The 13,615-nt window shown below is 66.8% G+C and carries 12 protein-coding genes; 6 read left to right on the forward strand and 6 right to left on the reverse strand.

Annotation, left to right across the window (positions count from 1 at the left end; translation table 11 throughout):
* On the forward strand, positions 1-588 hold the full coding sequence (locus J4G43_RS01475; protein WP_208083853.1) for a thermonuclease family protein: 588 nt from the start codon (positions 1-3) through the stop codon (positions 586-588).
* A gap of 54 nt (positions 589-642) precedes the next feature.
* On the opposite strand, the gene J4G43_RS01480 is transcribed toward J4G43_RS01475, so the two are convergent.
* Together J4G43_RS01480 and acs are read right to left on the reverse strand one after the other, a co-directional pair.
* Entirely contained in the window at positions 643-1,158 is a 516-nt protein-coding gene (locus J4G43_RS01480; protein ID WP_071917016.1) for a L,D-transpeptidase, read from the reverse strand.
* Positions 1,159-1,570: 412 nt separating this feature from the next.
* Positions 1,571-3,517 (reverse strand): acetate--CoA ligase, encoded by a 1,947-nt coding sequence (gene acs, locus J4G43_RS01485; protein ID WP_208083854.1) that lies wholly within the window; start codon positions 3,515-3,517, stop codon positions 1,571-1,573.
* Positions 3,518-3,927: 410 nt separating this feature from the next.
* Here acs and J4G43_RS01490 point away from each other — a divergent pair, with 410 nt between their 5' ends.
* Positions 3,928-5,097 carry a DNA topoisomerase IB gene (locus J4G43_RS01490; RefSeq protein WP_063980320.1) on the forward strand — a complete coding sequence of 390 codons (1,170 nt, stop codon included), beginning with the start codon at positions 3,928-3,930 and terminating at the stop codon, positions 5,095-5,097.
* Positions 5,098-5,206: 109 nt separating this feature from the next.
* Here J4G43_RS01490 and J4G43_RS01495 read toward each other — a convergent pair whose 3' ends face one another.
* Positions 5,207-5,662, reverse strand: a complete 456-nt coding sequence (locus J4G43_RS01495; protein ID WP_208083855.1) for an SRPBCC family protein — start codon at positions 5,660-5,662, stop codon at positions 5,207-5,209.
* Between the two features lie 102 nt (positions 5,663-5,764).
* Here J4G43_RS01495 and J4G43_RS01500 point away from each other — a divergent pair, with 102 nt between their 5' ends.
* The gene (locus tag J4G43_RS01500) at positions 5,765-6,859 is read left to right on the forward strand and encodes an adenylate/guanylate cyclase domain-containing protein (protein WP_208089226.1); all 1,095 of its coding nucleotides are present in this window, start codon (positions 5,765-5,767) and stop codon (positions 6,857-6,859) included.
* Positions 6,860-6,974: 115 nt separating this feature from the next.
* Here the strand turns inward: J4G43_RS01500 and J4G43_RS01505 are convergent, their stop codons facing one another.
* The 3 genes from J4G43_RS01505 to tsaD form a co-directional block, all read right to left on the reverse strand.
* The gene (locus J4G43_RS01505) at positions 6,975-7,388 is read right to left on the reverse strand and encodes an EVE domain-containing protein (RefSeq protein ID WP_208089227.1); all 414 of its coding nucleotides are present in this window, start codon (positions 7,386-7,388) and stop codon (positions 6,975-6,977) included.
* Positions 7,389-7,504: 116 nt separating this feature from the next.
* Positions 7,505-8,485: an NAD(P)H-dependent glycerol-3-phosphate dehydrogenase gene (locus J4G43_RS01510; protein WP_208083856.1), complete on the reverse strand. Its 981-nt coding sequence runs from the start codon at positions 8,483-8,485 to the stop codon at positions 7,505-7,507.
* Between the two features lie 2 nt (positions 8,486-8,487).
* Positions 8,488-9,561 (reverse strand): tRNA (adenosine(37)-N6)-threonylcarbamoyltransferase complex transferase subunit TsaD, encoded by a 1,074-nt coding sequence (gene tsaD / locus J4G43_RS01515; RefSeq protein WP_208083857.1) that lies wholly within the window; start codon positions 9,559-9,561, stop codon positions 8,488-8,490.
* A gap of 151 nt (positions 9,562-9,712) precedes the next feature.
* Here tsaD and J4G43_RS01520 point away from each other — a divergent pair, with 151 nt between their 5' ends.
* The 3 genes from J4G43_RS01520 to J4G43_RS01530 all read left to right on the forward strand — a co-directional run bounded on the left by J4G43_RS01520 (position 9,713) and on the right by J4G43_RS01530 (position 13,588).
* Positions 9,713-10,474, forward strand: coding sequence for a uroporphyrinogen-III synthase (locus J4G43_RS01520; protein WP_208083858.1), 762 nt, complete (start codon positions 9,713-9,715; stop codon positions 10,472-10,474).
* Positions 10,475-10,539: 65 nt separating this feature from the next.
* On the forward strand, positions 10,540-11,775 hold the full coding sequence (locus J4G43_RS01525; protein ID WP_208083859.1) for a COG4223 family protein: 1,236 nt from the start codon (positions 10,540-10,542) through the stop codon (positions 11,773-11,775).
* 37 nt (positions 11,776-11,812) lie between these two features.
* Positions 11,813-13,588, forward strand: coding sequence for a heme biosynthesis protein HemY (locus J4G43_RS01530; RefSeq protein WP_208083860.1), 1,776 nt, complete (start codon positions 11,813-11,815; stop codon positions 13,586-13,588).
* Positions 13,589-13,615 lie beyond the last annotated feature (27 nt).

The raw sequence follows: 13,615 nt of genomic DNA on the forward strand, positions 1-13,615 counted from the left end.
ATGCCGCGCTTCGATCCTAGCCATCCATACCGGCCCTCATACAGTGGTTCGCCGTTCGGCCGTCACTTCTCGGGGCTGTTGCCGTGGATGTTCGTGGTCGCAATCGTGGTGGCCGTCGTGCTTACCTTCCGGCACGGGATGAACTGGCCCTTCCCGCATGCGATCGACGGTCAATCGCGAGATGCCCAGATCATTTTGCAGCAGGCCAATCCGGACATCCGTCAGCCGGTCGACGTCATTCGCACGATCGACGGCGATACTTTTCTTGCTCGCGTGCGCCAGCGCGACGGACGCGTTCTCGTTGCGCGCGTTCGCCTGCGCGGTATCGATGCGCCGGAGATGAAAGCATCCTGCCAGGATGAATTGGACAAGGCTCAAGCGGCGACCGGCGCGCTGCGCGATCTGCTCGGCCAGGGCGGCGTGACGATCACCAATCTCGGCCCCGACCAATACGGCCGTGTTCTCGCCAATGTCGCGACAAGGCGAACTGCGGACGTATCTGCCGCGTTGCTCGCGGGCGGTTACGCGCGGAGCTACAACGGTGGCCATCGCGACGGCTGGTGCGCGCGCGGCTGGCGCTTCTGGTAACAAAAAGCCGCGTCGATGGACGCGGCTCTTTCAATTCTGTTACGAGTTTAGAGATCAGCGCGTCACGACCACCGTCGTGCCGACCGAGACGCGGCCGTAGAGATCGGTGATGTCGTCGTTGAGCATGCGGATGCAGCCATAGGAGACGAAGCCGCCGACCGAGCCCGGCACGTTGGTGCCGTGGATGGCGTATTCGCCGCCGGCCAGCGTCATCGCCGCAACGCCCATCGGGTTGCGCGGCGAGCCGCCCGGAATGACGTCCGGGATGCTGGGCTTGTCGCGCTTCACTTCCGCAGGCGGCGACCAAGCCGGGTTGATATATTTGCCGTCGATGCGGGTGGTGCCGGCCCATTGCTTGCCGGACTTGCCGACGCCGACCGGATAGCGCACGGCGTGGCCGTTATCGAGGATGAGATAGAGCCGCCGCTCGTTGGTTTTGACCACGATGGTGCCCGGCGAATAGTCGGCCAGGTGCGTCCCCACCATTTCCGGCCGCGCCTCTGCGGCCGTCGACGTCAAGACCCCTGCCCCGATGGTGGCGGCGAGCGCCACAGCAATCCTTACCGACATCAATTTTTCCTCTGCCCCGAACGGATCGTCCAAAACTACGCAGCACCGGCAATTGCCCGCTTGCCCGGATATTCTTAACCGCGCCTGTTAACCGGATGGTTTCCACGCGCGGCCGCCAAGGGCCCGCCAGCACGCGGAACAAAGAAAATGTTCGAAATAAAGTAAATGACAAGAAAACAACACTTGGCTGGAAAGACGCGGGCGCGGCGCCGCGCGCCCTGACAAGTGCGTGAGGGTGTGAATGGCTGTTGTTTCGGGGGGCGCTCTGTGTCCCGGACGCGCTGCAGCGCCTTGGCGCTGCTGCGCAGAGCCGGGACCCGGGAGGCCACACGCTCTGCCATTGGATCGGCCCCGGCTCTGCAGCGCACCGCTGAAGAAGCGCTGCGCCGCGTCCGGGGCACGAGAGCGTGCCTTACGCCGACTTCTTGTTCTGCCGGTTCTTGACGAGGTCGTCGACCACGGCCGGATCGGCGAGCGTCGAGGTGTCGCCGAGGCTGCCCGGCTCGTCCTCGGCGATCTTGCGCAGGATGCGGCGCATGATCTTGCCGGAGCGGGTCTTGGGCAGGCCGGGCGAGAACTGGATCTGGTCAGGCGCGGCGATCGGGCCGATCTCCTTGCGCACCCAGGTGACGAGCTCCTTGCGCAATTCGTCGGTCGGCTCGACGCCGGCCATCAGGGTGACATAGGCGTAGATGCCCTGGCCCTTGATGTCGTGCGGGTAACCGACCACGGCGGCTTCCGACACCTTCTCATGCGCGACCAGCGCGCTCTCGACTTCCGCGGTGCCCATGCGGTGGCCGGAGACGTTGATGACGTCGTCGACGCGGCCGGTGATCCAGTAATAGCCGTCGGCGTCGCGCCGGCAGCCGTCGCCGGTGAAATACTTGCCCTTGTAGGTCGAGAAATAGGTCTGCTCGAAGCGGGCGTGATCGCCATAGACCGTGCGCATCTGGCCCGGCCATGACCGCGTCAGGCAGAGATTGCCTGATGTCTCGCCGTCCAGCACCTTGCCGTCGGCATCGACGATCTCAGGCACGACGCCGAAGAACGGCTGCGTCGCCGAGCCCGGCTTCAGCTTGGTCGCGCCCGGCAGCGGGGTGATCAAAATGCCGCCGGTCTCGGTCTGCCACCAGGTGTCGACGATCGGGCAGCGATCGTCGCCGACGACGCGGTGATACCACTCCCAGGCTTCCGGATTGATCGGCTCGCCGACCGAGCCGAGCAGCCGGAGGCTTGCACGCGACGTCTTCTTCACGGGCTCGTCGCCGCTCTGCATCAGCGCGCGGATCGCGGTCGGCGCGGTGTAGAAGATGTTGACCTTGTGCTTGTCGATGACGTTCCAGAAACGGGAATTGTCCGGATAATTCGGCACGCCTTCGAACATCAGCGTGGTCGCGCCGTTCGCCAGCGGCCCATAAAGGATGTAGCTGTGTCCGGTGACCCAGCCGACGTCGGCGGTGCACCAGTAGATGTCGCCGTCGTGATAGTCGAAGACGTATTGATGCGTCATCGCGGCGAATACGAGATAGCCGCCGGAGGTGTGCAACACGCCCTTGGGCTGGCCGGTCGAGCCCGACGTATAGAGGATGAACAGCGGATCCTCGGCGTGCATGTGCTCGGCCCGGCATTCCGTCGTCACCATCTTGGCGGCGTCGTGATACCAGAGATCGCGCGACGGATTCATCTCGACCGTGCCGCCGGTGCGCTTGACAACGACGACCCAGTCGACGCCGTCGGCCTTGGCGAGCGCTGCGTCGACATTGGCCTTCAGCGGCACCTTCTTGCCGCCGCGCAGACCTTCGTCCGCGGTGATGATCACCTTGGACTGGCAGTCGTTGATACGCTGGGCGAGGCTGTCGGGCGAGAAGCCCGCGAACACCACGGAGTGGATCGCGCCGATCCGCGCGCAGGCCAGCATCGCGTAGGCCGCTTCCGGAATCATCGGCAGGTAGATGGTGACGCGGTCGCCCTTCTTGACGTTGCGGGTGCGCAGGATGTTGGCCATCCGGCAGACCTCGTCGTGCAGCTCCTTGTAGGTGATGTGCCGGGATTGCGAGGGATCGTCGCCTTCCCAGATGATCGCGGTCTGGTTGGCGCGCGTGTGAAGATGCCGGTCGATGCAGTTCCATGCGACGTTGAGGATTCCGTCCTCGAACCATTTGATCGAGATGTTGCCGGGCGCGAAGGAGACGTTCTCGATCTTCGTCGGCGCGTGCATCCAGTCGATACGCTTGGCCTGCTCCGCCCAGAACGCGTTCGGGTCCGCGATCGAGCGGGCATACATGTCCTTGTACTTGGCTTGGTCGATCCAGGCGCGCTTGGCCCATTCCGCGGGGACGTCGTAGGTCTTCTCGGACATGCTTCCCTCCAGATACGGCAAGCCGAGCCCAGGCGACTGGCGAGCCGACGTCATCGTTGAACCGATTATGCGTCCGCCTAACCGGACCCGACAAGGAGCACAAGCTGGACCTTCGGCGAGCGGCCAGCCATGTGGAAGATCAACGCCGCCTGGCGCGACTGTCGCAGATCTGAAACAGGCCGGCGCGGCTTTCCAGGTCTTTACCAAAGCGCCGGAATAGCTCCATGCAGGGCGCCCATGCGCCGCAGGAGGTATTTAGAAACCGTCTGTCACTGATTCGGGACTCGCAATGCGGTTCGGAACACCCTAAATGGCCAACCCGGGTCCAACGAGACCGTCCAAGAGACCCTTGGAACAAAAATCAGAACAGCGGCATTGACCGATAACAGACAGGGCTAAGGCTTAAGACTATGATGGATCAGCAGAATCTCGGGACGATGCGGCTCGCTTCGGCCGATCCTGCTGCTGTCGCGCTGGCCAAAGCCCTCGGACAATGGCCGAAACCGGCCGGTTCCGCCCGTCTCAGCCCGAAAAAGGTCTTCGACACCGCGCCTGCGACCTCGGTTGAGGCGATCGCGAAGGAGCTGGGCCTGCGGCTCGGCGACCAGAACGAGCTGACCATCCGGCGCATCAAGCGCGGCAAGGGCTATTCCTTCGTCCGTCCCAACGGCGCGCATATCCGCGACGCCCGCACCATCCGCCGGCTGCACGCCATGGCGGTGCCGCCGGCCTATCGCCAGGTGCGCTACTCGGCCGATCCGAGCTCGCATCTCCAGGCGGTGGGACGCGATGCCGCGGGCCGGCTGCAATACCGCTACCACGCCGATTGGGAAAAGGTCCGCGAGCACCGCAAGGCGCATCGGCTGGAAAAGCTCGTCGGCGCGCTGCCAAAGATCCGGCGCAAGGTCTCCGCGTTCCTGTCGGGCGACGAGCCGACGCGTGAATTCGCGCTCTCTGCGGTGATCGAGCTGATCGCGCGCACAGCGATCCGCCCCGGCAATGAATCCTATGCCCGCCTCAACGGCACCCGCGGTGCCACCACGATGCTGAAGTCGAACGTTACGCTCGAGGACGATTCCTTCGTGCTGACCTTCAAGGCCAAGGGCGGCAAGGCGGTGCGCAAGGAGTGCGACGCTGCGAAGCTGGTGCGCGCCATCGGCATTCTGAACGGCGTTCCCGGCAAGCGCATGTTCCAGTATCGCGACGCCTACGGCATCGTGCGCGCGGTCAGCACCACGCAGGTGAACGCGTTTCTGCGCGAGATCGCCGGCATCAAGATTTCGCTGAAGGATTTTCGCACGCTGATGGCGTCCGCGGTCGTGGTGGAATCGCTGTCGCGGATCACGCCGGCGACCAGCCAGCGCGGCCGCAAGAAGCAGGTGTTGGACGCCATCCGCGCCGCAGCCGACAAGCTCTCCAACACGCCGGCGATCTGCCGCAAGAGCTACGTCCACGACACCATCGTCACCGCCTTCGAGGACGGTATCCTCGAACGCTTCGCCGCGACCATGAAGGGCCAGCGTTCGCAGGCCAGGCGCGAGCAACTTTTGCAGCAGGTGGTTGCGACCGCGGCAGTTTAAGCGGCGGTGCCGTAGGGTGGGCAAAGGCGCGAAGCGCCGTGCCCACCATTCTTCACGACATTGTTGATAGGCCGCGTGGGCACGCTTCGCTTTGCCCACCCTACGAGATCTACATCTTGTCTGAGATACCCTTATCCGGACCGGGATCGCTGCCCCCGGCTGCGCTCGTGAGCCGGCCCAGATAATGCGCCCATCCTTTCGCGTGCGCGGCGGCCTGTTCCTCGGTCGGGAGCCCGCTATGGGTCATGCGCAGCAGCGTGCCGCCGTCGCGCTCGATCAGGTCGATCTCGATCAGGCTCGAGCCGGGCGGCACTTCCTGACCGCCCTCCCAGCCGAACGTGTAGGCCAGACGATGCACCGGCACGACCTCGCGGAAGGTGCCGCGGCCGACGCCGCCACGCGGGCCGATGCCCTTGAGGAGATAGAGCCCGCCGGGATGCGGCTCCGTGGTCGCGTCGGAGCCCATCCAGCTCAGGATTTTCTCTGGGTCGGTCAAATAGGCGAAGACGGTGGCGCGGGGGGCGGCGATCTGGGTTTCGCGTCGCACTACGAACGGCTCGGTCATCGGCGATCATCCCTGGGCTGACACTGGCCACATGGCGGCGGTGGAGCGGTGCGTCAAGGATTGCCCGTGACAAAGATGGCCGACCTTCGCCATCATCGGGCCATGCAACTCTCCCGGACGCTCGCCTGGCTCGTCGATGCCGCCTCGGATTGCTCCGGGGCCGACCGTCTGCTCGCGGAACTCGGCGCTCATCTGGTCGCCGACGGTGTGCCGCTTGCGGCAGGCAGCCTGACATTGGAGGTGCCGCATCCGCTGATCGCGAAGCGGACCTGGCTGTGGCGCGCGGAGAACGGCCGGGTCATCGAGGCGCTCGGCTTCGCACCAAGTGGGCTGGCGCCCGACCCGCCCAATGATGCCGGCCGCCGCTGGCTGCGCGACATCGCGGGCGGCGAGGTGCACGAAGAGGTGGTCGGACGACCAGATGGGCCGCAGCTCGGCTGGATCGGGCCGCGTCCGTTCACCGCAGACGAGATCGAGCAATTGCGCCAGGCTGCGCGTTTCGCCGCGACGCCGCTGGCCGTGCTCGCTGCGCGCGCCACGTTGCGCGCGACGCTCGATGCCTATCTCGGCAAGCGCAGCGCGGAGCGGGTGCTGGCGGCGCCGTTGCGGCGCGATCTCGGCGAGACCATTCAAGCCGCGCTGCTCTATGCGGATCTGCGCAACTTCACGACCTTGTCGGAGACCACACCGCCGGCCGACGTCATCGCAGCGCTCGACGCCTGGTTCGATCGCATTGCCGGTGCTGTTCATGCCTTCGGCGGCGAGGTGCTGAAATTCATCGGCGACGGCGTGCTCGCGATCTTCCCGGTGGTCGAGGCCTCGCCGCGCCGCGCCTGCGACGCCGCGCTGCGTGCCGCAGGCGCAGCCGAAGCCGGCATGGCGTATCTCAACGGGGAGCGCGGCGCTCAAGGACTGCCGCCGCTTGCGTTCGGCGCGGCCCTTCATCTCGGCGAAATACTCTGGGGCAATATCGGCGCCGCCAACAGGCTCGATTTCACGGCGATCGGTCCCGCCGTGAATCTCGCCAGCCGGCTCGAGGGATTGTGCAAGCCCCTGGAACGGACCGTGCTGGTATCGGGGGCGCTGGCCGCGGAGACGGACACGCCTCTCGTCGCGCTCGGATCGCATCCGCTGCGCGGCATCGCTTCGCCATGCGAGGTGTTTACGCTGCCGGAGACGCAAGCCCGGATATCGTAGCCCCGACGGAGCGAAGCGCAGTGCGCTCTTGCGCGCCGTGCCCACCCTCTAACGGCAAGCTCCGGTCTCGATTGGTGGGCACGCTACGCTTTGCCCGCCCTACCGTTGAAGTCGCTTACATCCCGCCCATCTTGCAGACGAGCTTCCACTCTTCCGCCGTCACCGGCTGCACCGACAGGCGCGAATATTTCACCAGCGCCATATCAGCGAGCTTCTTGTCCGCCTTGATCGCGGCCATCGTCACCGGCGTCTTCAAGGGCTTGTCGGCCTTGATGTCGACGCAGACGAATTTTTCGGTCTTGTCGGTCGGGTCAGGGTAGGCCTCCTTGATGACCTCCGCGATGCCGACGATCTCCTTGCCCTCGTTGGAATGATAGAAGAACGCCTTGTCGCCCTTCTTCATGTTCACGAGGTTTATGCGCGCGGTGTAATTGCGCACGCCGGTCCAGGCCTCGCCCTTGGCACCTTTCGCCACCTGCTGGTCCCAGGACCATACCGACGGTTCGGATTTCACCAGCCAGTAGTTCATCGCGCGTCCTATCCGTTCGTCATGGCCGGGCTTGTCCCGGCCATCCACGTCTCTGCCACCAATTCAATATCAAGACGTGGATGCCCGCGACAAGCGCGCGCATGACGAGAAAGACGTCATTCCTCTGCCTTGAAGGGGCGCGTCAACAGCCCCGAGATCGCAGCGTCGATCGTGCTCCGGCCGCTCAGGATCGAAGCGACCGCTTCTGATACCGGCATCTCGATGTTGTGCGAAGCTGCGAGTTCGATCAACACAGGCGCGGTGAACTCGCCTTCGGCAAGCTTGCCCGCGGGCGGCTGCTCGCCGCGGCCCAGCGCAAGGCCGTGCGCGAGATTGCGCGATTGCGGGCTCGAGCAGGTCAGGATCAGATCGCCGAGGCCGGACAGGCCCGTGAGCGTCTCGCCGCGCGCGCCGAGGGCACGGCCGAGGCGCGTGAGTTCGGCAAAGCCGCGGGTCGTCAGCGCGGCCTGGGCGGAGGCGCCGAGCTTGCGCCCGGCCGCGATGCCAACCGCGATCGCCAACACGTTCTTGGCCGCACCACCGATCTCGACGCCGCGAACATCTGTCGTGTGATAGGGCCGGAAGGTCGCCGAGCCCAGTGCCTGCACCAGCGCGCTCGCCAGCACTTCGTCCTTCGCTGCCAGCGTCACCGCGGTCGGCAAGCCGCGCGCGACGTCGTCGGCAAAGCTCGGGCCCGACAGGATCGCCGGCTGCGCGTGAGGTGCGGCTTCCGCGATGACGTCGGTCATGAATTTATGGGTGCCGTGCTCGATGCCTTTGGCGCAGGCGACGATCGGCACCGGCTTTGCCAGATGCGAGGCCAGCATGTTGACCGCGCCGCGCAAATGCTGTGCGGGCGTCGCGATCAGCACCATGTCCGCGCGCGCGGCCTCCGCAAGCTCGTGCGTCACGACGATCTCCGGCGCCAGCCGCACGCCGGGCAGTCGCGGATTGTCGCGGGTCCAGGCGATTCGCGCGGCATGTTCGCTGTTGCGCGCCCAGAGCGTTACGTTCCGTCCGGCGCGCGCGGCTACCGTCGCCAGCGCCGTGCCCCATGCGCCCGCACCAATCACCGCGACGGACCGGAACGCCGTCATGGCTAGAATCCCGCCCGCGTGTTGCCGTAACCGGCCGGCGCCGTGGCGTTGGCATCGAGCAGCCAGCGTGCGCGGGGTTGGGCTTCCATCGTGTCGATCATGCCGAGCGCCAGGCGCTCGGCGCCGGCCCAGGCGATCATCGCGCCGTTGTCGGTGCAGAGCGCGGGCGGCGGCATGATCAGTTGCGTCCCGGCCCGCCGCGCGACGTCATGCAGGGCGCCGCGGATCGCCTGATTGGCCGCGACGCCGCCGGCGGCGACGAGGGCATGCGGAGCGCCGAACTGCTCGCGAAAAAGCCTCAGGCCGACGCTCAACCGGTCGGCCGTCGAGTCGAGCACTGCGGCCTGAAAACTCGCGCAGAGATCGCTGATATCCTGCGGCGCGATCTCGGTTAACCGGCTCGCCTCGTTGCGCACCGCCGTCTTCAATCCCGACAGCGAGAAATTGGCATCGGGCCGTCCCTGCATTGGGCGCGGGAAGGCGAAGCGCGTGGCATCGCCGCTTGCCGCGGCGCGTTCGACCTGCGGCCCGCCCGGATAGGGCAGGCCCAGCATCTTCGCGACCTTGTCGAAGGCTTCGCCCATCGCGTCGTCGACGGTGGTGCCGAGCCGCACATATTGGCCGACACCGGTGACGGCGACGATCTGGGTATGCCCGCCCGAGGCGAGGAACAGGCAGTAGGGAAATTCAATTCCGTTGGTGAGGCGCGGCGTCAGTGCATGCGCCTCGAGGTGGTTGACCGCGACCAGCGGCGTGTCGTGCACCATCGCGATCGCCTTGGCGGTGGTGAGGCCGACGATGACGCCGCCGATCAGCCCCGGCCCTGCCGCGGCTGCGACACCGTTGAGCTGCGCATAGTCGATGCCGGCCTCGTGCATGGCCCGGTCGATGATGCCGTCGAGCACGTCGACATGCGCGCGCGCGGCGATCTCCGGCACCACGCCGCCGAAGCGGGCATGCTCCTCGATCTGGGACCGCACGATGTTGGACAGGATCTTGCCGCTGCCGTCGGGCGCGCGCTCAATCACGGCCGCGGCGGTCTCGTCGCAGGTGGTTTCGATGCCCAGTACCAGCATTGGCGAATTGTTATCCAATTTGCGCCCTTGCGCTCATCCGTAAAGCAGAGTTCTGGTACGTCCGGTAGCATTCCGGGGTCCACTTGCGCAATCGTCACGCGCAGCCGCCTTCGTGAATGCGTCACCGCCACGTGGTTCGGGAACACAAGCGATGTCCATTCTTGTCACACGGCCGCATCCCGACAATGAGGCGACGGCGAAAAATTTGCGGGCGCGGGGTCATGTGGTGCTGCTCGCCCCGATGCTCAAGTTCGAGCCGGTCGCCTTCCATGACGAGAGTGAGGCCGACTACGGCGCCATCATCGTCACGTCGGCCAATGCGATCCGCGCCGTCGCGCCGCAATTGCAAGATCTTGGCTTAAAGAATCTTGGCCTCCTGGAGCTGCCGCTGTTCGCGGTCGGGGAGCACACGGCTGCCGCGGCGCGCGACGCCGGCTTCGCCGAGGTGATCGTCGCCGGCGGCGATGCCGCGGCCCTGCGCGACAAGGTGATGCAGAGCGCGCGCGACAAGGTGCTGAAGAAGAAAAGCACGCTGCTCTATCTCGCGGGCGCGGATCTGTCGCGCGATCTCGGCGGCGAGCTTGGCGCGGAGGGCTTCAGCGTGGTGACGCAGACCACCTATCGCATGACTCCGGTCAAGATCCTGCCGCGTGATGTCTGCGATGGCTTTGCTGCGCATGGGATCGAGGCGGTGCTGCACTACTCCCGTCGCAGCGCACGGGCCTTCCTGGATGCGGCACGGGACGAAGGCGTCGAAATCTCGGCGCTGGCGATCCCGCAATGCTGCCTGTCCGAGACGGTCGCCAGCGTCCTGCGCGATGCCGGCGCGTCGCAGGTTCTGGGGGCCGCGACGCCGGACGAAAATGCCCTATTTGATACCTTGGAGCGTGCTTTGCGGACCCGTTTGGCGTAAGAGGTCGGGCCGAATCCGACGCGATCGGGTCCGTTCAGGGCATTTGAGTGGGAGGAACCGTCACGATGGCCGATGACAAGCCTGAAGACGCAGGATTGGCTCCCGAGTCAGGCCGTGCCAAGCGCACCCCGCCCACCATCGACCTTGAGGCGACCGAAGTCTCGACCCAGCCGCAGCCAACGGCGGCCGCCGAAGCGGAGGTTCAGCCGACGCCGGAGCAGGCCACGCCAGAGCAGGCCACGGTCGAAGAGTCCAAATCCGAAGAGGCCAGGCCTGACCCGGAGCCCGCGCACGCGGAGGCCGCGGTTGCTTCCGCTCCCGCGTCGGCGCCGGTTTCGCCCTGGGTCATTGCGCCGTTCTCTGGCGCGGTCGCAGCCGCGATCGTGATTGCCGTCGGCTGGATGCTGGGCTGGCCCGCCGTGCAGGCGCCGCCGGCCGTGCCGCAGGTCACGAGCGCGACGGTCGACGCGCTCAGCGGACGTGTCGCCGCGGTCGAAGCCAAGGCGGGCAAGCCCGCCGCCGATCCGGCCACGGTGGCGCGGATCGATGCACTGGAGAAATCCGCAAGTGCCTTGCGCAGTGACATCGCCAATCTGCGCGCACAGTCAGACAAGACCGCCAACGACGTGAAATCGGCACCGCGCGCTGCCGCGCCTGATCTTGCCGCTCTCAGCGACCGCATTGCGCAGCTGGAGCGTGCCAGCAAGACGGAGCGCGCCGAGCTCGCACAGCAGGGCGAGAAGATTGCCGACAACAAGGCGACGAATGACAAGCCCCTGCGCCATGTCGTGGCGGCGGCTCTGCTCGACGTCGCGGTTCGGCATGGCGATCCTTACGAATCGCAATTGGCCGCGGCGCGGTCGCTCGCGGCCAAGCCCGATATGCTGAAGCCGCTCGACACCTTTGCATCGTCAGGCATTCCGACGCCGGTCGCGCTGAGCCGCGAGCTGCTCAACATCGTGCCAAAGCTGTCTCCGCCGGCGGAAGCCCCGGCCGCCGGTGCCGGTATCGTCGAGCGTCTCCAGGCGGGGGCCTCGAAACTCGTTCGTATCGAGCGCACCGACGGCGGCGGCAATGATCGCGGTGCCATCGTCGCACGGGTGACGGCGGCGGCGCTTCGCAACGATTTCGTGGAAGCGCGGCGTAAGCTGAAGACGCTGCCCGAGGCCGATCGTGCACCGGCACAGGCCTGGCTCGACAAGGCCGATGCGCGCGACGCCGCGCTCGGCGCCTCCCGCAAATTCGCCGACGATGCCATGGCGGATCTCGCCAAGCCCGATCTGGTCAAGCCTGCTCAGTAAAGGTTCGCGCAACAATCAGCGCGTAATAGGGATCGCCATGCTTCGCATCGTCCTCTTCCTCGTCCTGATCGCGCTGGCGGCGGCCGGCGCGGCCTGGGTTGCCGATCAACCCGGCGATCTCGTCCTGACCGCGGGCGGCTTTCGCGCGTCAACGACGCTTCCGAGGTTCGTGTTTCTGCTCGGCGTCTTTGCAGCGGCGGTCGTGCTGGTCTGGAGCATCGTGACGATGATCTGGCGCGCGCCGGGACGCCTGCGCCGCCGCCGCCATGAGAAACGCCACGCGCGCGGCCGCCATGCCATCACCCACGGTCTGCTCGCGATCGGTCATGGCGATACCGCCCTCGCCCGCCGTCACGCCGAAACCGCGCGGCGGCTGGCCGCGAACGATCCGCTCGCACTGCTGCTGCACGCGCAGTCGGCCCAGCTCGAAGGCAATCGCGACGAGGCCCAGCGCGTCTTCCGCGTCATGGCCGAGCGCGAGGATACCCGGCTGCTCGGCCTGCGCGGCCTGTTCATCGAGGCGCAGCGCGCCGACGATGCGGTCGGCGCCGTGATGATCGCGGAGGAAACGATCAAGCTGTCGCCGTCCTCGACCTGGGCCTCGCACGCGGTGCTCGGCTTCCGCTGCGCGCGCGGCGACTGGAGCGGCGCACTCGCGATCCTCGATTCGAATCTGTCCGCGGGTCTGATCGACAAGGCGGCCTATCGCCGCCAGCGCGGCGTGCTGCTCACGGCCCGCGCGCTGGAATTGGAAACCATGGACCGCGACGTGGCGCGCGAGAGCGTGATGGAGGCCATCAAGCTCGCGCCGACTCTGGTGCCCGCCGCGGTGCTCGCGGCCAAGTTCGAGAGCGAAGCGCATCAGGTGCGCCGCTCCATGAAGCTCGTCGAGGCCGCGTGGCTCGCCAATCCGCATCCGGATCTCGCCGACGCCTACGCGCATGTGAAGCTCGGCGATTCCGCGCGGCAGCGCTTGCAGCGGGTCGAGACGCTGGCGGCCAAGACGCCGGCCGACAAAGCGGGCCATGTCGAGGGCCAGCTCGCGATCGCGCGCGCCGCGATCGATGCCTCCGAGTTCGCGCGTGCGCGTGCGGTGCTGGCCCCTTACGTCAATGATCCCACCCAGCGCGTCGCGCTGCTGATGGCCGAGCTCGAACGCACCGAGCATGGCGACGGCGGCCGTGCCCGCGCCTGGACCTTGCGCGCGGTGCGCGCCCGCCACGATCCGGCCTGGACCGCGGACGGCTATGTCAGCGACCGCTGGCGTCCGGTGTCGCCGGTCACCGGCCGTCTCGATGCCTTCCAGTGGCAAACGCCGGTCGCGAGCCTGCCCTCCGACAAGGGCGCCACGATCGAATCCTCGGCCTTCGAGGAAGCCATGCTGGCCGCCCCGCCGCCGAAGCGGGTGACGGCAGCCCCGAGCGAAGCCCCGGTGGAACCGCCCGTGGCTGCGCCGGATCCGGTCCCCGCCGCACAGGACAATTCGCCCCCTGAGGCCAAGGAGACGACCGGGGAGGCCGCCAAGGAAGAGCCTGCGGTCACGCCGGCCGCCGAGCCGGTCAATCCCGCCCCTGAGACGGCCGAATCATCGCCGGAGGCGGCAACGCCGGTGTTCCGGACCCGCGCCGACCTCGGCAAGCCTGCTCCGGCCCCGATCCAGGCCGTCATCCCGATCGTCCGCGCCCCCGATGATCCCGGGATCGATGACGAGGGTCCGAGCGATGAATTTGCGGAACAAATCGGCACGCCCAGAACCCATGCAAAGGCCCAGGCCGGCGGCTGGCGCGGATTCTGGTCCCGCTGGGGCGCGTGAGGCACATTTCGAAGCCCGCTCCACCTT

The sequence above is a fragment of the Bradyrhizobium barranii subsp. barranii genome (assembly GCF_017565645.3).
Taxonomy (GTDB): domain Bacteria; phylum Pseudomonadota; class Alphaproteobacteria; order Rhizobiales; family Xanthobacteraceae; genus Bradyrhizobium; species Bradyrhizobium barranii.